General features: G+C 71.5%; 18 protein-coding genes and 1 pseudogene. 5 read left to right on the top strand and 14 right to left on the bottom strand.

Annotated features, from left to right (window positions below; all coding sequences use genetic code 11):
* Positions 1–336 precede the first annotated feature (336 nt).
* The gene (locus DFP74_RS26645; RefSeq protein ID WP_121185833.1) at positions 337–744 is read right to left on the bottom strand and encodes a helix-turn-helix domain-containing protein; all 408 of its coding nucleotides are present in this window, start codon (positions 742–744) and stop codon (positions 337–339) included.
* A 66-nt stretch (positions 745–810) separates the two neighbouring features.
* Here DFP74_RS26645 and DFP74_RS26640 point away from each other — a divergent pair, with 66 nt between their 5' ends.
* Positions 811–1,761 (top strand): NADP-dependent oxidoreductase, encoded by a 951-nt coding sequence (locus DFP74_RS26640; protein WP_121185831.1) that lies wholly within the window; start codon positions 811–813, stop codon positions 1,759–1,761.
* A gap of 133 nt (positions 1,762–1,894) precedes the next feature.
* Here DFP74_RS26640 and DFP74_RS26635 read toward each other — a convergent pair whose 3' ends face one another.
* Together DFP74_RS26635 and DFP74_RS26630 are read right to left on the bottom strand one after the other, a co-directional pair.
* Positions 1,895–2,488 (bottom strand): Dps family protein, encoded by a 594-nt coding sequence (locus DFP74_RS26635; protein WP_233571175.1) that lies wholly within the window; start codon positions 2,486–2,488, stop codon positions 1,895–1,897.
* A 137-nt stretch (positions 2,489–2,625) separates the two neighbouring features.
* The gene (locus DFP74_RS26630) at positions 2,626–3,852 is read right to left on the bottom strand and encodes a CdaR family transcriptional regulator (protein WP_121185827.1); all 1,227 of its coding nucleotides are present in this window, start codon (positions 3,850–3,852) and stop codon (positions 2,626–2,628) included.
* A 232-nt stretch (positions 3,853–4,084) separates the two neighbouring features.
* On the opposite strand from DFP74_RS26630, the gene DFP74_RS26625 reads away from it, so the two are divergent.
* The gene (locus DFP74_RS26625) at positions 4,085–4,912 is read left to right on the top strand and encodes an aldo/keto reductase (protein WP_121185825.1); all 828 of its coding nucleotides are present in this window, start codon (positions 4,085–4,087) and stop codon (positions 4,910–4,912) included.
* 20 nt (positions 4,913–4,932) lie between these two features.
* On the opposite strand, the gene DFP74_RS34015 is transcribed toward DFP74_RS26625, so the two are convergent.
* Positions 4,933–5,094, bottom strand: coding sequence for a hypothetical protein (locus DFP74_RS34015; protein ID WP_199725790.1), 162 nt, complete (start codon positions 5,092–5,094; stop codon positions 4,933–4,935).
* A gap of 107 nt (positions 5,095–5,201) precedes the next feature.
* Between DFP74_RS34015 and DFP74_RS26620 the strand changes: the two genes are divergently transcribed.
* Complete coding sequence (locus tag DFP74_RS26620; RefSeq protein WP_121185823.1) at positions 5,202–5,738, top strand: RidA family protein; 537 nt, start codon at positions 5,202–5,204, stop codon at positions 5,736–5,738.
* On the opposite strand, the gene DFP74_RS26615 is transcribed toward DFP74_RS26620, so the two are convergent.
* The gene (locus DFP74_RS26615) at positions 5,735–6,694 is read right to left on the bottom strand and encodes a DMT family transporter (RefSeq protein ID WP_255499649.1); all 960 of its coding nucleotides are present in this window, start codon (positions 6,692–6,694) and stop codon (positions 5,735–5,737) included. The genes DFP74_RS26620 and DFP74_RS26615 overlap by 4 nt on opposite strands.
* A gap of 147 nt (positions 6,695–6,841) precedes the next feature.
* On the opposite strand from DFP74_RS26615, the gene DFP74_RS26610 reads away from it, so the two are divergent.
* Entirely contained in the window at positions 6,842–7,459 is a 618-nt protein-coding gene (locus DFP74_RS26610) for a TetR/AcrR family transcriptional regulator (RefSeq protein WP_121185819.1), read from the top strand.
* Here the strand turns inward: DFP74_RS26610 and DFP74_RS26605 are convergent.
* The gene (locus tag DFP74_RS26605; protein ID WP_199725789.1) at positions 7,450–8,382 is read right to left on the bottom strand and encodes a sulfotransferase; all 933 of its coding nucleotides are present in this window, start codon (positions 8,380–8,382) and stop codon (positions 7,450–7,452) included. The two genes, DFP74_RS26610 and DFP74_RS26605, sit on opposite strands and share 10 nt — an antisense overlap.
* 123 nt (positions 8,383–8,505) lie before the next feature.
* Here DFP74_RS26605 and DFP74_RS26600 point away from each other — a divergent pair, with 123 nt between their 5' ends.
* Positions 8,506–9,312 carry a Sir2 family NAD-dependent protein deacetylase gene (locus tag DFP74_RS26600; protein ID WP_121185815.1) on the top strand — a complete coding sequence of 269 codons (807 nt, stop codon included), beginning with the start codon at positions 8,506–8,508 and terminating at the stop codon, positions 9,310–9,312.
* A 22-nt stretch (positions 9,313–9,334) separates the two neighbouring features.
* On the opposite strand, the gene DFP74_RS26595 is transcribed toward DFP74_RS26600, so the two are convergent.
* The 8 genes and pseudogenes from DFP74_RS26595 to DFP74_RS26565 all read right to left on the bottom strand — a co-directional run bounded on the left by DFP74_RS26595 (position 9,335) and on the right by DFP74_RS26565 (position 19,475).
* Positions 9,335–12,532, bottom strand: a complete 3,198-nt coding sequence (locus DFP74_RS26595) for an NACHT domain-containing NTPase (protein ID WP_199725788.1) — start codon at positions 12,530–12,532, stop codon at positions 9,335–9,337.
* A gap of 66 nt (positions 12,533–12,598) precedes the next feature.
* Positions 12,599–15,706: an NACHT domain-containing NTPase gene (locus DFP74_RS26590; RefSeq protein ID WP_121185813.1), complete on the bottom strand. Its 3,108-nt coding sequence runs from the start codon at positions 15,704–15,706 to the stop codon at positions 12,599–12,601.
* Positions 15,707–15,810: 104 nt separating this feature from the next.
* Entirely contained in the window at positions 15,811–16,485 is a 675-nt protein-coding gene (locus DFP74_RS26585; RefSeq protein ID WP_121185811.1) for a uracil-DNA glycosylase, read from the bottom strand.
* Positions 16,486–16,551: 66 nt separating this feature from the next.
* Entirely contained in the window at positions 16,552–16,743 is a 192-nt protein-coding gene (locus DFP74_RS34715; RefSeq protein WP_255499712.1) for a helix-turn-helix domain-containing protein, read from the bottom strand.
* A 189-nt stretch (positions 16,744–16,932) separates the two neighbouring features.
* A pseudogene (locus tag DFP74_RS34995) lies at positions 16,933–17,070 on the bottom strand (DUF2283 domain-containing protein); the annotation flags it as partial.
* A 31-nt stretch (positions 17,071–17,101) separates the two neighbouring features.
* Positions 17,102–17,236: a hypothetical protein gene (locus DFP74_RS34990; RefSeq protein ID WP_255499722.1), complete on the bottom strand. Its 135-nt coding sequence runs from the start codon at positions 17,234–17,236 to the stop codon at positions 17,102–17,104.
* 63 nt (positions 17,237–17,299) lie between these two features.
* Positions 17,300–17,722 (bottom strand): hypothetical protein, encoded by a 423-nt coding sequence (locus DFP74_RS26570; protein WP_121185807.1) that lies wholly within the window; start codon positions 17,720–17,722, stop codon positions 17,300–17,302.
* 79 nt (positions 17,723–17,801) lie between these two features.
* Positions 17,802–19,475, bottom strand: a complete 1,674-nt coding sequence (locus DFP74_RS26565) for a protein kinase (RefSeq protein ID WP_121185805.1) — start codon at positions 19,473–19,475, stop codon at positions 17,802–17,804.
* Positions 19,476–19,637: the final 162 nt, after the last annotated feature.

Below are 19,637 nucleotides of genomic sequence, written 5' to 3'. Positions count from 1 at the left end.
GGGGGAAGCGCTTTCCAGAGTCAGGGGGTCGACTCTGCAACCGATTGCATGACCCTCCCGGAAACAACGAGGCAACGTCAAGACCCGCGTGCGGATTCGCTCACGATGTGGACGGGGATCTTCGACCACGACAGCGACGGGGGTGGGCGGGGAAGTGCCTGATAGCCGCACCTGTTGCGACAACCGTTTGTACATGAGGGCGGGGACCGGGGTGCGAACGCGCTGAGCGGACGCGCTGAGCGGGGCGGGGGAGTGGCACGCGGTCCGCGGTGGCCGTGACGGCCGCGGTGGCCGTGACGGCCGCGGTGGCCGTGGCGGCCGCGGCGCCACGCGTGGTCAGAGCGGGCGGACGGGCTCCTGGGCGCGGGCGTCGTAGTCGGCGCGGGCCTCGGTGATCTCGCCCATGTGCCCCTCGGCCCAGGTCCGGATCGCCCCCATCAGCACCCCGAGGTTCTCGCCGAGCGGGGTCAGGCTGTACTCCACCTGGGGCGGGGTGGTGGGGAAGACCTGGCGGTCGACGAGTCCGCTGCGCTCCAGGTCGCGCAGCGTCCGCGTGAGCATCTTCTGGGTGATGCCGTCCAGGCGGCGGCGCAGGGAGCCGAAGCGCATCGGGCCGGAGGCCAGCGCGCCGATCACCAGGCACACCCACTTGTTGGAGATCAGCTCCACGACGCTCCGTGAGGCGCAGTTGCGCAAATAGGCATCGGCGCCGCCAAGTTCATGCAGGTCAGGGGTGGTATACATGGGGTACCTATAGGTCTGGAAAGTGCCTTCTATACAAGAGATACCTTAACCGGCAGCCTGGTGCACATGACAGAGCACATGCGCATCGTTCAGCAGGAGGAGCTCGGCGGCCCCGAGGTCCTGCGTCTTGTCGAGGTTCCCCGGCCCGAACCCGAACCCACCCAGATCCAGGTGCGCGTCCATGCCGCCGGGGTGAATCCGACGGACTGGAAGCAGCGCGTCAGCGGGTACTGGTACTCCCTGCCCCTCGCCCAGGGCTGGGACGTCTCCGGGGTCGTCACGGCGGCCGCCCCCGGCGTGACCCGCCTGGCCGTGGGCGACGAGGTGTACGGGATGCCGAACTTCCCCCACCGGCCCGGCGCCTACGCCGACTACGTCACCGCCCCCTCACGGCACTTCGCCCGCAAGCCGGCGACCCTGGGCCACGTCAGGGCCGCGGCGATCCCCCTGGCGGCGCTCACCGCCTGGCAGTCCCTGGTGGAGGCGGCCGCGGTCGGCGAGGGGCAGCGGGTTCTGGTGCACGCCGCGGGCGGCGGCGTGGGCCACTTCGCGGTGCAGATCGCCCGGGCCCGCGGCGCCCACGTCATCGGTACCGCCAGCGCGGGCAAGCACGACCTGCTGCGCGATCTGGGCGCGCACGAGCTCGTGGACCACACCGCAATGGACTTCGCCGACGCCGTCGAGGGTGTCGACGTGGTCCTCGACGGGATCGGCGGCGACTACCTGGAGCGCTCGATGCGCGTCCTGGCCCCGGGCGGGCTCTACATCGGGCTGGCCGACCCCTTCGACGTGGACCGGATCGCCGCGGCGGCGGCCGACGAGGGCCGGGGCGTGCGCGGCACCAGCGTCGTGGTCGAGCCCGACCACGCCGCCCTGGAGGCGATCGCGGCCCTGGTCGACGAGGGGCGGCTGCGGCCGGTGGTCAGCGAGACCTTCCCGCTGGCGGAGGCCGCCCGGGCGCACGAGCGGGGCGAGACCGGACGCACCACCGGCAAGATCGTGCTCACCCTGACCTGACCTGACCTGACCTGACCTGACCTGACCTGACCTGACCGGGGCGCGAGGCGCGCCCTTCCACGTCCGGCCCGCCCGCGGCCCCGGACACGGCGGAGGGGTCGGACCGGCTCGGTCCGACCCCTCAGGACATCACTCACGAGTGCACGATCGGAGTGTCCACCAGGTGCTCGGCCAGGAACCAGGCCTGGAGCTCCCCGGTGCGGATCACGTCCGAGACCATCAGGTCGTTCGTGCCGTCGTCGCCCAGCTCCTGCGTGCGGGCCGCGGCGTCGTGGGCCTCGGTGAGGATGGTCTCGTGCGCTTCGAGCAGCCGCGAGAGCATCGCGGGCACCTCCTCGGCGCCGTTCGGGGGCCGGGGCACGCTGGTGATCTCCGCGACGTGCCGGGGATCCCCCACGGCCACGCCGCCCAGCGTCTGTACGCGCTCGGCGAGGCTGTCGATCAGCGCGGTCTGCTCGTCGGCGTGCTTGTCCATCAGCAGGTGCAGCTGGTAGAAGGTCTGGCCCCGCATCAGCCAGTGGTGCTTCTTGTACAGGCTGTGCAGGATCTGCGTGTCGGCCAGGACCTGGTTGAGGCGCTGGCACGAGTACATGCGCGTCTCGTAGGACAGCCCCACGGGCAGCTGGCGGACCGACCCGAACTCCTGGATCTCCTTCCCCCTCTGGTGCAGCCACGGCTGGCTGCTGCGCGGCTTGGGCGTCTCCGTCGAACGGTCCGTACTCGTCACGGTGCCTCCCTTTCCCACTCGGGGTGACTGTTGCGGAGCGCAGTCGTGAGCCCCGGCGCCCAGTCTCCGACACCGATGGTTTACGCAACCGCAAACCGACACCATCTGCGGACCAAAGGTCGGTGGAGTGGCGGGGATCACGGAGCGATCGCGCAGGCGGTCTCCAGGACGAAGCGCGGCCAGGGGCGGTGCGGGTCCTGTCCGGTGAGCTCGCGCACCTGGCGCAGCCGGTACCGCAGGGTCTGGGGGTGCACGTGCAGGGCCTCGGCGGCCGTGGTCGCGGCGCCGGCCCGGAAGTAGGCGCGCAGGGTCTCCAGCAGATGGGCGTTGGCGTCGGTGAGCAGCGGCCCCAGCGCCGCCCGCCGGACCGCGTCCGGCGTCGTCGGGCCGCCGTTCAGCAGCGCCAGGACGCACGCGTCGGCCTCGCCGAGAACGCCCTGCGCGCCGAAGGCGTGCGGGGGCGCCGTCTCCAGCGCGTCGTCGGCCAGGCGGTAGGCGGCCGACATGCCGGTGAGCGCGCGCGGCGCCAGCACGCAGGCCCGCCAGGGTCGCGCGCCCAGCACGGCGCCCACCTGGGCCGCGTCCGCGGGGGCGACCAGCAGTACGGCGCGTCCCGAGCGCGTGGTCAGCAGCGGGTCGGCCCCGGTGGGTTCGATCAGGTCGAGCAGGGCCATCGCCCCCGGGACCGAGACGGTCGGGTCGGCCCCGGGTCCCGCGACCGTGCCGGCGCCGGGGGCCGGGCGCGGCGCGGTCTCGACGGCGTCGGGCGCGGGCTCGGCCACGACCGGGACGGCCGGGTCCGGCGGAGTGATGCCCAGGATGCGCGCCCGGTCGCGGACCGCCCCGCGTGAGGACTGGCGGCCGATGAGCAGGTCGTCGAGGAAGGCCCGCCGGGCCCGTTCGACATCGGTGTCCAGCAGGCGGGCGGCCTCGGTGTGGCCCACCGAGAGGCTCTCGGAGATCTGGTCGACGGCGGTCAGCCAGAGTTCGCTCAGAGCGAACACGTCCTCGGCGTCGAGACGGTCGGCCGAGGCCCGGGCCACCAGCCGGACCGCCGCCGCCGATCCCACCCGGTGGGCCCGCACCACCGCCTCGATGGACCGTCCGTCCGCCGCCCGTGCCCGGCCCACGCCGCGCAGCCGCTCCAGATCCTCCGGGGCCAGCCCGGCGGCGCCGCCCACCCACAGTTCCAGCGAACGGGTCACCAGCCACGCGGCGATCGCGCGGACCTCCGCCAACTGGGACTCGTGCAGGGCCTGGTAGGCGGGCACGCGCTCGTACACCTCGGCGACGATCCGGTCCACCAGGGCGGCCCGGTCGCGCGACAGCTCGGCGCCCACGAGGGCGCGCTCCTCACGGCCCATCGGCCCACCCCTTCCACGCCGGGGCCGAGCGTATCGCGTGCCGCCCGGCGGCCCGCGCACGGTCGGCGAGAGCCGGACGAGTCCGGGTCGCGGGAGTAAAAAGCGGGCACAGGGGCGGCCTACCTACGCGCCCGCGGGGCTCCGACGTGGCAGGATGCGACTGTGGCAGGGGGCTGCCGCGCCACATGAACCAGGATGAGACACGCTCAGGGTCAACGGGGGATGAAGAGCGATGACGGTTCCCGGCATCACGTTGAGTAACGGACTGCGGATTCCGCAACTGGGCTTCGGTGTCTGGCAGGTGCGCGACGACGACGTGGTCGCGGCCGTGTCGACCGCGCTGGAGGCGGGCTATCGCAGCATCGACACGGCGGCCGCCTACGGCAACGAGGCGGGCGTCGGGGAGGCGGTGCGCCGGTCGGGCCTGGAACGCGACGACGTGTTCATCACGTCGAAGCTGGCCAATCCCGACCAGGGCTACGACGCCACACTGCGCGCGCTGGAGGCCAGCCTGCAGCGTTTGAGGACGGACCGGCTGGACCTGTACCTCATCCACTGGCCCCTGCCCGGGCGCGACCTGTACGTGCCCACGTGGAAGGCACTGGAACGCCTCTACGCGGAGGGGCGCGTCCGCGCCATCGGTGTGTGCAACTTCCAGCCCGCGCACCTGGAGCGGGTCATGGAGGAGGGCGGCATCGCCCCGATGGTCAACCAGATCGAACTCCACCCGCTGCACACCCAGGCGGACCTGCGCGCCTTCGACGCCAAGCACGGCATCGTCACCGAGGCGTGGAGTCCGCTGGGCCAGGGCAACCTCCTGGACCACCCGACCATCACCGCCATCGCCCGGGAGTACGGGCGCACGTCCGCGCAGGTACTGCTGCGCTGGCACATCCAGCTGGGCAACGTGGTCATCCCCAAGTCGGTGACCCCGGAGCGGATCAGGTCCAACTTCGCGGTGTTCGACTTCGAGCTCGCCGAGGCGGACATGGACCGCATCAGCGGGCTCAACACCGACAGCCGCTACGGCCCCGACCCCGACGCCTTCGACGGGGACTGACCGCGGGCGGGCCGGACGGGTCAGTCGCGCAGCTCGCGCACCTTGCGGGCGTCGGCCAGGACGGTCTCGGTGCCCTTGCGGCGGAGACGGCCGACGTAGACGCCGCCGCCGACGAAGATGGCGACGACCAGCCCCAGGACGGCGATGAGCGCGAGAGCGGACAGCAGCATAGTGATCGACATGCGCCCATCGTATCCGCACGTCCCCACGACCGTCTTCCCGGTGTGGGGCCGCGCCGTGCCGGAATCCGGCGCCGTGGGTGCTCCGTGACCAAGCAGAGGGGCCGTCGGTGGACCGGACACCGCACAAGATCATCAATCCGCTGTCCCTGGCCGAACCGGTGGGGTACGCGCACGCGCTCGTGGTCACTCCCGGGCGCACCGTGCACATCGGCGGCCAGAGCGCGCGCCGCTCCGACGGCGTGATCGTCGGCGAGACCGTCGTGCAGCAGTTCGACCAGGCGCTGGCCAACACGGTGGAGGCGCTGCGCGCCGCCGGCGCCGAACCCGGCCACGTGGTGAGCATGCGCGTGTACACCACCGCCATGCATGCCTACCGGGTCAACCTCAAGACCCTGGGATCGGTCTACCGCCGCTACATGGGCCGCTACTACCCGCCCATGTCGGTCGTGGGTGTGACCGACCTGCTCGACGCCGCCGCGCTCGTGGAAGTGGTCTGCGCGGCCGTGGTCCCGGACATGCGGGACGCCGACACGCTCGACGACGAGGCGGCCTGGTCACTCGTCGAGGAGATCGACGAGTCCCTGGTCGCCGGCCGGTTCGGCGACCAGGAACCCGCCGCGGAGCACGAGAGGGCCGGTTTCTAGCGCCCCGCGCCCTGGGCTTCCGCGCCGGTCCGGGCCTCGGCGCCGTCCCGGGCCTGCGCGCCGGTGGGCGCTCGCCGTCCCGGGCGCCTCCCCGAGGGCAGCAGGACCAGCGCCACGGCCACCCCGCACACCGCGGTCCCGGCCAGCGCGCCGACGCCCATCTCCTCACGGAACATCAGCCAGGACCACACGAGCGTGGTGGGCGGGGTGAGGTAGAGCAGGGCCGACACCCGCGCCACACCGAACCGGGCCAGGTTCGCCCAGTACAGCCCGTATCCGCCGAGCGTCGACAGCACCACCACCCACACCACGGCCAGCCAGAAACCCGGGGCGGCCGGAGGCGCCAGCGTCCCGGTGGCGCCGGCCAGACCCGTGAACAGGACCGCGCTCACCGCGCACTGCACGGCCAGCGCGGCCACGGCCGACCCGCCGGGGCGGGTGCGCCGCTCCAGGAGCGTCGCCGCGACCAGGGAGAGCATCGCGCCGAACGGCAGCGCGTAGCCCCACCAGGGCGCCGAACCGGGGCTCAGCACTTCGGAGCCGACCACGAGGCCCACCCCGCCCAGGCCGACCGCCAGGCCCACGGCCTGGCGGGTGCGCACCCGCTCGCCCAGCAGCGGCACCGCGAGCGCGGTGGCGGCCAGCGGCTGCAGGGCCGCCACCAGCGCGCTGGTGCCGGAGGCGACCCCGAGCTGGGCGGCGGCGAACACGCCGTACAGGTAGCCGCCCTGCGCCAACAGGCCCAGGAGGGCGTGCAGGGCCAGGTCCCGCCGCGGCATCCGGACGCCCCGGCACAGGCACCACGCCGCCAGCACCCCGGCGACCACCAGGAAGCGCCAGGCGAGCAGCGTCGTGGCCGGGGCCTGACGGGCGCCGAGCTCGGCACCGACGAAGCCGGAACTCCACATCACCACCAGGCCCGCGGCCAGGAGCGCGGGTATCAACGAACGCGGCACGGCGGCCTCCCTTCGACGACGGGCGCCTCGGTCGGCGCCTCTCTCGACAGGTAAACACACCGGTCGGTATACTCGCGATGTAGCGGAACGGTTTTTCTGACCGGACCGAGCCGGCGCCCGAGCAGTCCACCCACCGGAAGGATCGCCATGACCGTCGCCCAGTCCCCGTCCCAGGACGGACCCCTGACGCTGACCCCGGCCGCGCGCCGCATCCTCGACGTGGCCGGCGACCTCTTCTACACCCGCGGCATCAACACCGTCGGCATGGAACTGGTCGCCGAACGCGCGGAGGTCACCAAGAAGACCATCTACGACCGGTTCGGCTCCAAGCAGCGGCTCGTCGTCGAGTACCTGCGCGAGCGCGACGCCCGTTGGCGCTCCCACCTGACCGGCTACCTCGACCGCGCCGACGACACCCCGCGCGCCCGCCTCGCCGCCACCTACGACGCCCTGGACGCGTGGATGACCGCGGAGAACCCGCGCGGCTGCGCCATGGTCAACGCCTACGCCGAACTGTCCGACCCCGACCACCCCGGACGCGCCGTGGCGCAGGAGCAGAAGCGGTGGCTGCGCGCCCTGTACACCGATCTGGTCGCGGAGACCGGGGCCGCGCGACCGCAGGAGCTGGCCGACGCCCTGGCGATGCTGCACGAGGGCGCGGTCGTGGCCCAGAACGTCACGGGCGTGGAGGGCGCAGCCCGCATCGCCCGCGCGGCGGCCGACGCCCTCCTGACGGCCCGCGCGGAGCCGGCGGCTCAGGCGTAGCCGAGCCTCGACAGCTCCACCGAGGCCACCTCGTGGACGTCGCCGTGGTCCTCGCGGGTCAGCCGCTCACGCCACGAACCGATGCCCCAGGACCGGTCCGTCAGCAGCTCGGTCGCCGAGACCCGCGCGCCGGTGAACGCGCGCAGGCGCTCGGCGGTGTCGATCTCGCCGCCGTGGACGTCCTCGTAGCGCAGGGTCAGCAGGCGGTCGGGGCCGATCTCCTGGCGCAGGCGCGCCGACATCCGCACCGCGCCGCGCCAGCGCATCGCGCACTTGGCGGGCGTGGACCCGTCGGAGAACGCCGACAGGTCCGACTCGTCCTCCAGACCGAAGAAGTGGTTGGGGAACTCGTGGTCGACCTTCATGAAGCTCGGCTTGAGCCAGGCGAGCGAGCGCTCGTCCTCCATCATCGCCGTGACGACGTCGCGTCCGTCTCGGATGATCTGCACGAACAGCGCGTCGGGGAAGGCCGCGTACAGGGCGGAAGCGCAAAAGAGCAGGTCGGGGCTGGCGTCCCCGTACCTGCGCACGTGTTCGCTGTGCTCGCAGGGCTCCGAGGACGCGCTGGCGGGCACCTGGGCCCACGGGCCCGGACACTGAGGGCAGGTCAGCGGGGTGAGCTGCCAGGCCTCGGCGTAGGCCTCGCGTAGCAGGCTCGCCGTCGCCGAGACCTTCTCGATGGCGAGGGAGGGGCGCCGGGCCACGGCGTAGACGGTGTTGAGCACACCGGAGTCCCCCGCGCCGAGGTGGAAACCGGGGGCGCGGGAGAGGGCGCGGGCGATCACCGGGACCCCGGAGTGGGGGGCGCCCAGGACGAACACCGGGCGTTGGACCTTGGTCCCGTTGACCACGAGGATGTAGGACGGCTGCGGCTGCTTCATGATTGTGTCGATTTTCGCACCCTTTGCCCGTCTCGTGCGCATCGGTCGGGCATTTCGCCCGAAGCCTCCCGGATGCACTGAGGGTACGGCGTTCGCGGGACGATCACCGTCTCCTGGCCGCCGTGCCGGGCAAAGGCGGTACCAATGTCGCTGCAACAATGAGGTATGGCCTCGTTGACCACCCACACCACACCGTTCGCCGACCCCGAGGACTTCGAGCGGGCCGCCGAACTGATGGCCTCCGCCGGCCGCGTCACCGTGCTCACCGGCGCGGGTGTGTCCACCGACTCGGGCATCCCGGACTTCCGCGGCCCGCAGGGGGTGTGGACCAAGGACCCCGGCGCCGAGGCGATGGCCGACTTCGACACCTACATGGGCGACGTGACCGTGCGCCGCCAGGTGTGGCTGGCGCGCCGCGCCCACGAGGCGTGGAACGCCGAGCCCAACGCCGCCCACCGGGCCCTGGCCGCCCTGGCCGGGACGGGACGGTTGCGCGCGCTCATCACCCAGAACATCGACGGCCTGCACCAGCGGGGCGGGACGCCCGCAGACGAGGTCATCGAGGTGCACGGCACGATGCTGTGGGTGCGGTGCATGCGCTGCGGCCTGCGCACCCCGGCCGAGGAGGTCCTCGCCCGGCTGGACGAGGAGTCCGACCCCAAGTGTCTGCGCTGCGGCGGCATCCAGAAGTCGGACACGATCTCCTTCGGTCAGCGGCTCGACCCGGACGTCATCGAGCGGGCCGCCCAGGCCGCCCGCGAGTGCGACGTGTTCGTGGCCGTGGGCACGTCGTTGTCGGTGCACCCGGTCGCGGGGCTGTGCGACGTGGCGATGATGGCGCGGGCGAGCCTGGTCGTGATCAACGCCGAGCCGACACCCTACGACGACTTCGCGAGCGCAGTGCTGCGCGACCCCATCGGCGACGTCGTCCCGGCGCTGGTCGACCGCGTCAAGGACGCGGTCGGCGACTGAGCAGGTCCTAGTAGCTCCCGTATCACCCGCTGCTGCTGTAGCGCCCGTCGCGCGGCGGGGGAGCGAGGGCGAACGGGTCGGTCGACGGGGGGGTGGCCGCACCGAGCGTGTCCTGGCCGAAGAGGCCGATGACCCGCCCCGTCAGTTTTCCGACCGGGAAGTCCGGACCCAGCAGCTCCAGGACGGCCCTGGCCTCGTCCGCGCGGAGCGCATTCCCCCGCACGACGGTCTCCACACCCGCGAGGTAGGTGCGCACGAGGTGGAGAAGCGACTGCCGGAACTCGGAGGAGTGGGGAGCGAGTGCCAGGTCCTCCGCCGCCTGACGCAGCACCAGGAGTTCGATCCGGCCGAGCGAGGCCGGAGCCAGGAGTCTCTCGTAGGAGACCAGACGACCGCCCGGGTCAGCGGTGACCGGTTCCAGACGGAGTCTCAGGATTTCGTGCAACTCGGTCCACGCGGACATGGGGGCCCGGTCCAGGTACCAGTCGCCCATGTCCGTGGAGACGTGTCGGAGGTAGGGCAGCAGACCCAGGGTGAAGCGCGCCGCCGTCCCGTTGACCCGCATCGCCATCGAACGGAGCAGGCGTGACGTGGTGGTCTCGTAGGGCACCGTGATGCCGTAGGGATCCGTCAGCGACGGGAACGCCTCCCGGTTCGCCCGGATCTCGAAACCCACGCACTCGCCGACGTCGACGGGAGAGCCGTCCTCGCGCTCGATGACAGTGACGGGGCCGTCGTCGTCCCAGCCGTTCAGGTGCCGCACACGCAGGGTCGACACGATGCTGAACCACTCCGCGCCGGGCAGCGTGCGCCACATCGACGTGACGTGCTGGAGGGCCTGGTCGGGTTCGTCGACTCCGGGGAACAGCTCACGCGCGTCCACCGGCTCCGAACGCACGAGGCACAACAGCAGCAACAGGTTGCTCGTGTAGTTGGCCTCGCGCCGCGTGTACGGCAGCCGCACGGGCTCGTACTCGGTCAGGGAGCGGTTCGACGCCGGGAACGGGGCTTCCCGGAACAGTTCGTTCAGGAGCGAGGCGTAGTCCGTGCCGACCTCCGGGTCCTCCTCCAACCGCCGCCGGAGCAGCTCGTCGAGGAACTCCACGACCTTCTGGCGCCCGGCGTAGCTCGCGAACGAGGACAGCGCGTACAGCTCGCCGTCGTCCGGCCGGGCGGTACGGCCCCGCCCTCGCCGACGTGCGGGACGGGGCCGCGACTCCTCCACCACGTCCAGGGCCGTCAGGACGGCGCGGGCGACCAGGTACTCGCCGAAGGTGGCGTGCAGGAACTCGAAGACGCTCGCCGATCCGTCGGCCGCCTGGGCGCGGGACTCGTGCACGAAGAAGAACCGGCCGAGCACCTGGTGGGCGGGCGCGATCCGGCCGTGCAGGTCGGCGTCGTCGGGCCGCACGGCCGCGTCGGGCATGAGGACCTCCAGGTCCTCGTTCAGCTCGTCGGCGCTCACGTTCTGCTTGCGGCGGGTGAACATCGCCAGCGCCGCGATCTCCAGTCGGCGCAGCTCGTCCTCGACCGCCGTGTCGAAGTCGTCCCGGCTCAGCCCCGACCGGTGCTTGTCGACCTCGCGTGCGGCGAACATCGTCAGCAGGCGCTCGTACAGCTCCGCGTGCGACAGGGACCGTGATGCCCGCCGCAGGGCGTTGTCCTCGGCGTCGTAGATCAGCAGCATCAGCAGGAGCAGGGGCTGCTCGGCCAGCTCCCGGTAGGGCGCCAAATCCTCGGCGGTCAGCGGCATCAGCCCGGCCGCGGCGAAGGCGTGGGCGTTGGCCCGGTTCCACACCTGCAGCATCCGCTCGATGTGGGCGTCGTCGAAGGGCTCCAACCGCATCACCATGGTCCCGTCCGGGAACCGCGCCCGGTCGGCGACCACGGTGCGGCTGGTGACCACCACCGCCACCGGCTGCCCCATGGCCTCCTGCTGGCGCTGGAACTCCTGGACCCGCTCCAGGTAGTCGGAGCGGTCGACCCCGGTGGCCTGGAGGAGTTCGTCGAAGCCGTCCAGGATGACGACCGGCAGGGCGCCGTCCGCCGACTCCACGAGCTCCCGCCAGGACACGCGGGTGTGCAGCGCGGCGGTCAGCCCCTCCTCGATCTGCACGTGGATGGGGGCGTTGGGCGGCACGGCGCGCAGCTCCACCCGGATCGGCAGGAAGTCGGCGCAGGGCAGCCGCGCGGCGAGCATCTCGGTGAGCTTGGACTTGCCCGCCCCCGGGTGGCCCAGGATCACGGTGGGCACCTCGGTGGCCACGGGGTGGACGAGGTGGGCGGCGACCGTGTCCTGCAGGTCGTCGTCGATGGGGAGGGCCTCCCACCACTCCTCCGTGGACGGGGTGCCGCTGCGCACGGCGTATCCGGCGCGGCCGCGCGGCGGCACGTAGGCGTCCTCCAGCGGCGGCAGAACGAGCCCGGCCGGGGCGTCGTCCGAGCGCAGGACGGGCTGGCGCAGGACCGCCTGGTACCCGGCGGCCAGCTCGCGCCGTCGACCGCTCACCTCGCGCCGGGAGCCGACCGCCTCCAGAGCGCTCTTCAGCTCCGTCAGACCGGTCCCCACGGCCCGGCGGGTGTGCTCGTGCTCGTCCATGTGCACCCACATCCCGAACTCCGGGATCTCGGTGGCGAGCAGGCGGTAGGACTCCTGGTACCGCCGCGCGGCCCGGTCGGGCACAACCGCGCGCAGGCCCTCCAGGAGGGGGTGGTCCTCGGTGGCGATGCCGTGCTCCTCGGCCACGGCCAGGCCCAGGAGCACGTCGGTGAAGTAGCGGAAGAGGAAGTCCGAGAAGAAGCGCGGCGCCCAGGCGGAGCCCAGGGAGGGGACCGGCAGGGAGCCCGAGTGCGTGAGGACGTGGTCCAGGAGCCGGACCTGCTCCTCCTTGGTGAACTCCAGGTCCGCCAGGGAGAAGGGGGCCTCGACCTCCTCCAGCGACTCCGCCACCGCCTCGAAGAAGGCCACCAGGACCAGGATGTGGTGCGCGGCCTGGATCTTGGCCGTGCGGGACAGGCGGCTCTGGCCCCTGAGCTTGGCCGCCATGCCCTCCAAGGCCTGGCGGCCCTTGCTCACCAGCGCCCCCCGGGCACCGAACAGGTCCGGTACTCCCACCAATCCCAGCCCGCCGTCGGTGAGCTTCTCCGCCAGGTCCAGGACCTCGGAGTCGTTGCCGCCGAGCGTTTTCAGGGCGTCGGCGTAGGTGAGCTGCTTCGCCATGGAGGGAGGGGTGCCTTTCGGTCGTCGGGGGAGGGGAGAGTTGAGCAGAGGGGGAGCCGGTCCGGCTCAGATATTCGTCTCGACGGCGATTGACGCCCTGAGAACCGGGTCGATGTGGCGCTTCAACGCGGCGAGAACCGGTCGGACTTGTTCGGAGGGCAGTTGGCTCCGGCGGAGCGCCGACCTGCTGGTGGCGGCGTGCACCATGGTGGACAGAGCCTTGTGCGCTGCGGAACCCGTCGGGAGATCCGCGAGGTCTTCGGCGGCTTGGCGGAGCACCAAGAGTTCAAGGCGTTCGATCCTTTCTGAGCCGATCCTTCTTGACCCCAGGAGTCGCCGATAGCTGTCCAGGCGTGAGTCAGGGCTGCTCGTGGCCGGTTCCAGGCGCAGCCGCAGAATCTCGTGGGCCTCCACCCAGGACGTGTCGGTCTCCTTGTCCGAGTACCAGGTCCCCAAGTCCAGGGACACGTGGCGCAGGTACGGCAACAGGATCAGGCTCATCCGCGCGGTGGTGCCGCTGGCCTGCAGCGCGATGGAGCGAAGCAGCTTCGACGTCACCGAGGAGTACGGCACGGTGATCTCGTACGGGTCGACCACGGACGGTTGGTTGTCCACGTCCCCGCGCAGATCGAATCCCAGGCACTCGCCGACGTTGACGGAGGAGCGGTCCTCGCGCTCGACCGTGGTGAACGGCTCGGGACCGTCGAAGTAGCCGTGGTGTCGGATGCGCAGGGTGTCCATGACGCCGAACCACTGGCTCGACGGCAGTGCCCGCCACTGCGCCACGGTCGTGCGCCAGGCGTGCCAGTGGTCCTGTGCCTCGGGAAAGAGCTCGTTCAGGTGCAGGGGCCGTTGGGCGACCAGGACGAGCAGCGTGACCAGGTTGGCGGTGTAGCGGCCCTCGCGGGCGGACATCGCGAGCCGCTGCGGTTCGTAGGCGGTGTAGGAACGGTTGGGTGCGGGGAAGGGCGCCCCCCGGAACAACTCGATGAGCAGCGCGGTGTACTCCCCGACGAGGTCGGGGTCGTCCTCCAATCGGTGCCGGAGCCGCTCGTCCAGGAAGTCCACCACTTTCTCCCGCGCGGCGAAGGCCGCGAAGGAGGACAGGGCGTGGAGTTCGCCGTCGTCCAGGTGCTGGGGGCCGCCCCGCCGCCGCAGGGACCGGGCCCGGTCCTCGACGAGCTCCTCCAGGGCCGAGGTGATGGCCCGGGCGACCAGGTACTCGCCGAAGGTGGCGTGCAGGAACTCGAAGACACTCGCCGTGGCGTCGGCCGCCTGGGCCCGCGATTCGTGGACGAAGAAGAACCGTCCGAGCACCTGGTGCGCGGGGGCGATCTCGCCATGCAGATCGGCTTCCGTGGGGCGCTGCGCGGCCTCCGGCATCAGGACGGCCAGATCGCGGTCGAGGTCGTCCGCGCTCACGCTCTGCCTGCCCCGAGCGAACATCGCCGTCGCCGCGATCTCCAGGCGGCGTAGCTCGTCCTCGATCGCCCGGTCCAGCGCCTGTCCGCCGAGGCCGGGACGGTGCTTGTCGACCTCGCGCCGGGCGAACATCGTGAGCAGGCGCTCGTACAGTTCTCCGTGCGAGAGCTCTTCCGCCGCCCCGCTCAGCGCGTTGCCGTCGGCGTCGTAGATGAGCAGCATCATCAGGAGCAGCGGTTGCTCGGCCAGTTCCCGGTAGCGCAGCAGGACGTCGGCGGAGAGCGGTTCCAGCCCGGCGGCGGCGAACGCTGAGGCGTTGGCGCGGTTCCACACACCGAGCATGTGCTCGATCTGGGCGTCGTCGAAGGGTTCGAGCCGGATCACCGTGGTGCCGTCGGGGAACCTGGCCCGGCCCGCGACGAGGGTCCGGCTCGTCACCATGACCGCCACGGGCTGCCCGAGGGCCTCCTGTTGTTGCTGGAACTCTTGGACCCGCTCCAGGTAGTCGGACCGGTCGACCCCGGTCGCCTGGAGGAGTTCGTCGAAGCCGTCCAGGATGATCACGGGGAGCGCGCCGTTAGCCGAGTCCGCCAGCTCTCGCCAGGAGACCCTGGTGTGGAGGGTCGCGGCCAGGCCCTCCTCGATCTGGACGTGGAGGGGGGCGTTCGGCGGGACGGAGCGCAGTTCCACCCGGATCGGCAGGAAGTCGTCCGAGGGCAGTTGCGCGGCGAGCATCTCGGTGAACTTGGACTTGCCCGCGCCGGGGTGGCCGAGGACCACCATGGGATATCTGGTGCTCCAGGGGTGGACGAGCTGGGCGGCGATGGCCACCTGGAGGTCGTCGACCACTGGATGTTCCGTCCACCACGCCTCCACGGAGGGGGAGACCGTCCGGAGCGTGAGGGCGACGCGGCCCCGGGGTGGAATGTAGGCGTCCTCCAGGGTCGGGAGCGCGATGCCGGGAGGGGCGTCGTCGGAGCGCAGCACAGGCTGCTGGAGCACCGCCTGGTAGGCGGTAGCGATGTCGCGCCGCCGGTCGTCCACCGCCCGATGCGAACGCACCTGTTCCAGGTGGCGGCGCAGGTCCCGTAGCCCGGTGGTGAACTCCCGCCGAGTAACCCGGTGCTCGTCCAGGTGCACCCACATGCCGAACTCGGGGACCTCGGCGGCCAACCGCCGGTAGAGCTCCCTCTGGCGCTCTGCGGCCAAGTCCGGCAGCCGCTCGGCGAGGCTCTGGAGGATCGGGTGGTCGCTCGATGTAATGCCGTGTTTCTCGACCGCGTCCAGACCAGAGAGGAACTGGACGAGGACGCGGGTGATCAGACGGGGCTGGCTGGGGCTCCAGGCTTCCACGGACAGGCCCGGAAACGGAGTCACGGTGGGGGCGGGAGTCCGCCCGAGCAGGGCCATCTGCTCTTCCCCGGTCATCTCCAGATCCGCCAGGGTGAACGGCGCCCCGATCTCCGTCAGGCACTCGTCCAGCGCCTCGAAGAAGGCGACGATCACCAGGATCCGATACGCCGCTTCGATCTTCTCCGTGCGGGACAACCGGCTCTCGCCCTTGAGCTTGCCCCGGATTCCCTCCAGGGCCTGGCGGCCCTTGCTCACCAGCGCCCCCCGGGCACCGAACAGGTCCGGTACTCCCACCAGCCCCAATCCGCCGTCGGTGAGCTTCTCCGCCAGGTCCAGGACCTCCGAGTCGTTCTTGCCGAGAATCCTCAGGGCGTCGGCGTACGTGAGCTGCTTGGCCATCGGAACAGGGGCCTTTCCGCATCAGGGGGTCGAACGCGGGCGGACCCGGTACCTGAGCGGTACCGAGTCCGTGGTTCTGGTGGGGGTGCAGGGGGTGTGATGCCTTACGGCAGCTGCCAGTTCACGGGCTGTGCGCCCATCTCCTCCAGCATCGCGTTGGTCCGGCTGAACGGCTTGGAGCCGAAGAAGCCGTTGCGCGCGGAGAGCGGGCTCGGGTGCGCGGACTCCACGCACGGCACGCCCGGCATCATCGGGCGCAGGTTGCGGGCGTCGCGGCCCCACAGGATCGCCACCAGCGGCGTGCCGCGCTCGGACAGCGCGCGGATGGCCTGCTCGGTGACGGCCTCCCAGCCCTTGCCCCGGTGCGATCCGGCGTTGCCCGGGGCCACCGTCAGCACCCTGTTGAGCAGCAGGACGCCCTGCTCGGTCCACGGCGTCAGGTCGCCGTTGGACGGCATGGGGGTGCCGAGGTCGTCCTGCATCTCCTTGTAGATGTTGCGCAGGCTCGCGGGCAGGCGCACGTCAGGGGCGACGGAGAAGCTCAGGCCCACCGGGTTGCCGGGGGTGGGGTAGGGGTCCTGGCCCACGATGAGCACGCGCACGTCGTCGAAGGGCTGCTGGAAGGCCCGCAGCACGTGCTCGCCGGCGGGCAGGTAGGTTCGGCCCTCGGCGATCTCCTGACGGAGGAAGTCGCCCATGGTGGCGATCTGCGGGGCGACCGGCTCGAGTGCCTTCGCCCATCCGTTGTCCATGATTTCGTTCAGGTCCCTGGAAGACATGGCCAGAACACTAGCGCCAGCTTCCGACAACCACGGCCGTTTCGGACGATCGGCCCCGCCCTTCCCTCAACCGAGCGCCCAGAGACTGGCGGCCGACTCGCGGAGGTAGTCCTGGACTGCCCGATCCGGTACTCGGTACGAGCGTCCCACTCTGATCGCCGGCAGAACGCCCGAATGGACCATCCGGTAGACCGTCATCTTGGAGACCCTCATGATGCTCGCGACTTCCGCCACCGTCAGAAAGCGGACTTCCTCCAGCGGAGGCTTGCTCTCCTGCGTGGGTCGCGCTGGAAGTGGTGGTTCGACACTGTCGTGAAGGTCGCTGATCTGCGTCGCGAAGGAACGCGCCCACTGATGTGTGTCCGAGTCCGGAGCGCTACCGGTCTCCTCCAGGGCCTCCAGAACCCCAGGGGTGTCCAGAGGGCGTTCCAGGGTCAGCACTTCCACCCCGACGGCCTGGCCGTCAGCGGAGAGGTCGATGACGAACGAGCCGTAGTCAGCGCTCCGCGCCACGGCCGCGTCCATGAGTTGGAGGTAACCCGCGTCCGCTTCCTGGTCGATCGTCACATTCCGAGCTACTGCCATGGACGTCACGATACTTCCGCCACTGTCTTGATCACAGGATCGGGTGTGCCGTGCCCCACGTCGTGTCCCTCACCGCCACGTAGATCTTTCTGCCGTCCGTGGTGCGCCCGTAGAGCCGATAGGAGTTGTTGTCGGAGTCGTGGGTCTCCTGCAGAGGGCGACTCAAACGCCGCGAGAACGTCCGCTTCGGTGATGCGCCGCTGCCGCATTCGTTCCCGGAGATGCTTGGTCAGGTGCGGCGGCATCTACTGGACCGCCCGAGCTCGGCGTTCACCACACGCACAGCCTGGAGGGCGCCGCAGCGGGCGATGACGGTCCATTCACCGGCTTCGTCGATGACGACATGCAGTGTCCTGGCCCAGACACGGCCGGGGCCTGTGGCGGATTCTTCCGTGCTCCCGCTCACGCTGAGGGCGGCACTTCCCGATGGTCGGAGGACCTCCAGGTCGACACGGAGCGGATGGCTGGGAACGGACGGTTCGACCAGGCCGAATACCGCGCCGAGATCGAGACCGAAAGGAAGGCGGGCCACGGTCAGAGTGCGCAGTGAGGGCTGTCTGATGGTGAGGATGTCATCGTCCAGACCGACCTCACGGCCCAGGAGGAAGAAGTACGGCTGGGTGTACGAGGGCTCGTGGGCTGTGGACCTCATAACGTCAAAGAGTACGGACCACCGACCCCACAGGGTGGGGAAATAGGAATACCGGTGACCCCGTGACCGGCGGCCGTTATCACTGCCGGGCGCGGTCCTGCCACTGGCGCAGGCGGGTGCGGATACGCGTGGTCCTGGGGTCCTGGGCCCCGTACACCCGTGTGTGGTGAGAGAACAGCTCGTGGTACCTGCGCGCGGCCTCGGCGGCGTCGCCCGCGTGCCCCAGGTAGGCGGCCTGGTAGTGGCGGGCCCGCAGCGTCATCGGGTCGTCCTCGCCCAGGGCCCGGGTCAGGTCCGGGATGAGTGCGTCGAGCAGGTCGACCGCCTGCCGGGGCGCGCCGGCCTCCCCGGTCTCGAAGGCCAGGTACAGCCGGGTGGTGAGGACCCGGCTCGCGTTCGGGCCGTGCACGGCCACCAGGTCGGGCACGAGGTCGCCGTGCAACCGCGCGGCCAGGGCGTGGTCGCCGACCCGGCCCGTGTTGGTCGCCAGGTAGTAGCGGACCGTCAGCGTCTCCGGGTGCCGCGGGCCGTGGAGCCGCAGCAGGTCGCCCAGAAGGGAGTCCAGGGCCGCGACCGCGCTGCGGTACTCCCCGCTCTTGCCGTGGCAGTAGGCCTCGCGGCGGCGGGCGCGCAGGGTGTCCGGGTGGTCGGGCCCCAGGGCGGCGCGCAGGTGCGGCAGGAGCGCGCGCAGTTCGTTGGCGGCCGCCGCGAACTGCCCGCCGTCCGCCTTGGCCTGGGCGGCGTCCATCCGTTCGAGCAGGACCGCCGGGTCGCTCTCGATCGGGGCCGGGCTGGTGGTGGCCACCTGGGGCGGCGCCTCGGTGTACACGCGGGTCCGCTTGAGCGGGACCGAGGTCCCGGGATCGGGGACCGAGCGCGGCCGGGAGGGGCGCAGCGCGGGCGAGGGCGCGAACGCGGCCAGGCGGTCCCGCACGTCCTCGGCGGTGGCGGGCCGGTCGGCCACCCGCTTGGCCAGCATCGACGACACCAGGTCCGACAGCGCCGCGGGGACCTCGCGGCGCAGTTCGACGAGCGGGCGCGCCTCCTGGGCCAGGTGCATGCGCAGCACCGCCCAGGGGTCCTCGGCCCGGAACGGCGGCTGTCCCGTGAGCAGCTGGTACAGGATCGCGCCCAGGGAGTACAGGTCACCGGCGCGGCCCACCTGTTCGCCCCGGATCTGCTCGGGCGGCATGTACAGGGGTGTGCCGATGATCTGCCCGGTCTGGGTGATGCGGCGTGTGCGGGACGACGCGGTGAACCCGGCGATGCCGAAGTCGAGCACCTTCACCGTGTCGCCGTCCGGTGGCTCGCCCACCACCATCAGGTTGCCCGGCTTGACGTCGCGGTGCACGATCCCGGCCGCGTGCGCCGCGCCTAGGCCCGACGCGGCCTGCGCGGCCAGGGCGGCCGCGCGGGCGACCGGCACGGGGCCGCTCTCCCGCAGGACCGACGTCAGCGGCACCCCCTCGACCAGCTCCATCACCGCGTACACCGATCCCGTGTCCCCGCCGTCCTGGCCGAAGTCGTGCAGGATCACCACGTTGGGATGGCCGGCCAGCCGCGCGGTCAGGCGGGCCTCACGGCGGAACCGGGCCACGACCTCCTCGGAGTCCACGCGGCCGGGCAGGATGAGCTTCACGGCCACGCGCCGGTCCAGGAGCTCGTCCACGGCCCGCCAGACCTCACCCATGCCGCCCTGGCCCAGTTGCGAGAGCAGGCGGTAGCGGCCGCCCAGTATCCGTTCTCCGGTCACCTCGGCCCCTCACCGGTCAGATGTCCGTGCCCGTTCACACGGCCCATGCGACCGCGTCCCCGCACGGCCACGTGTGGCCATAGGGGTTGTACCGGGCGTAAGAGTACAGCCGCCCGCGTTAGTGTGGGCCGCAGTGCCCCGGGCCGACCCCCGGAACCGGGG

The sequence above is a fragment of the Nocardiopsis sp. Huas11 genome, assembly GCF_003634495.1.
In the GTDB taxonomy this organism is placed as follows: Bacteria; Actinomycetota; Actinomycetes; order Streptosporangiales; family Streptosporangiaceae; genus Nocardiopsis.
Note: the sequence above shows the minus strand (reverse complement) of the source record. Positions and strands in the feature narration are given on the sequence as shown.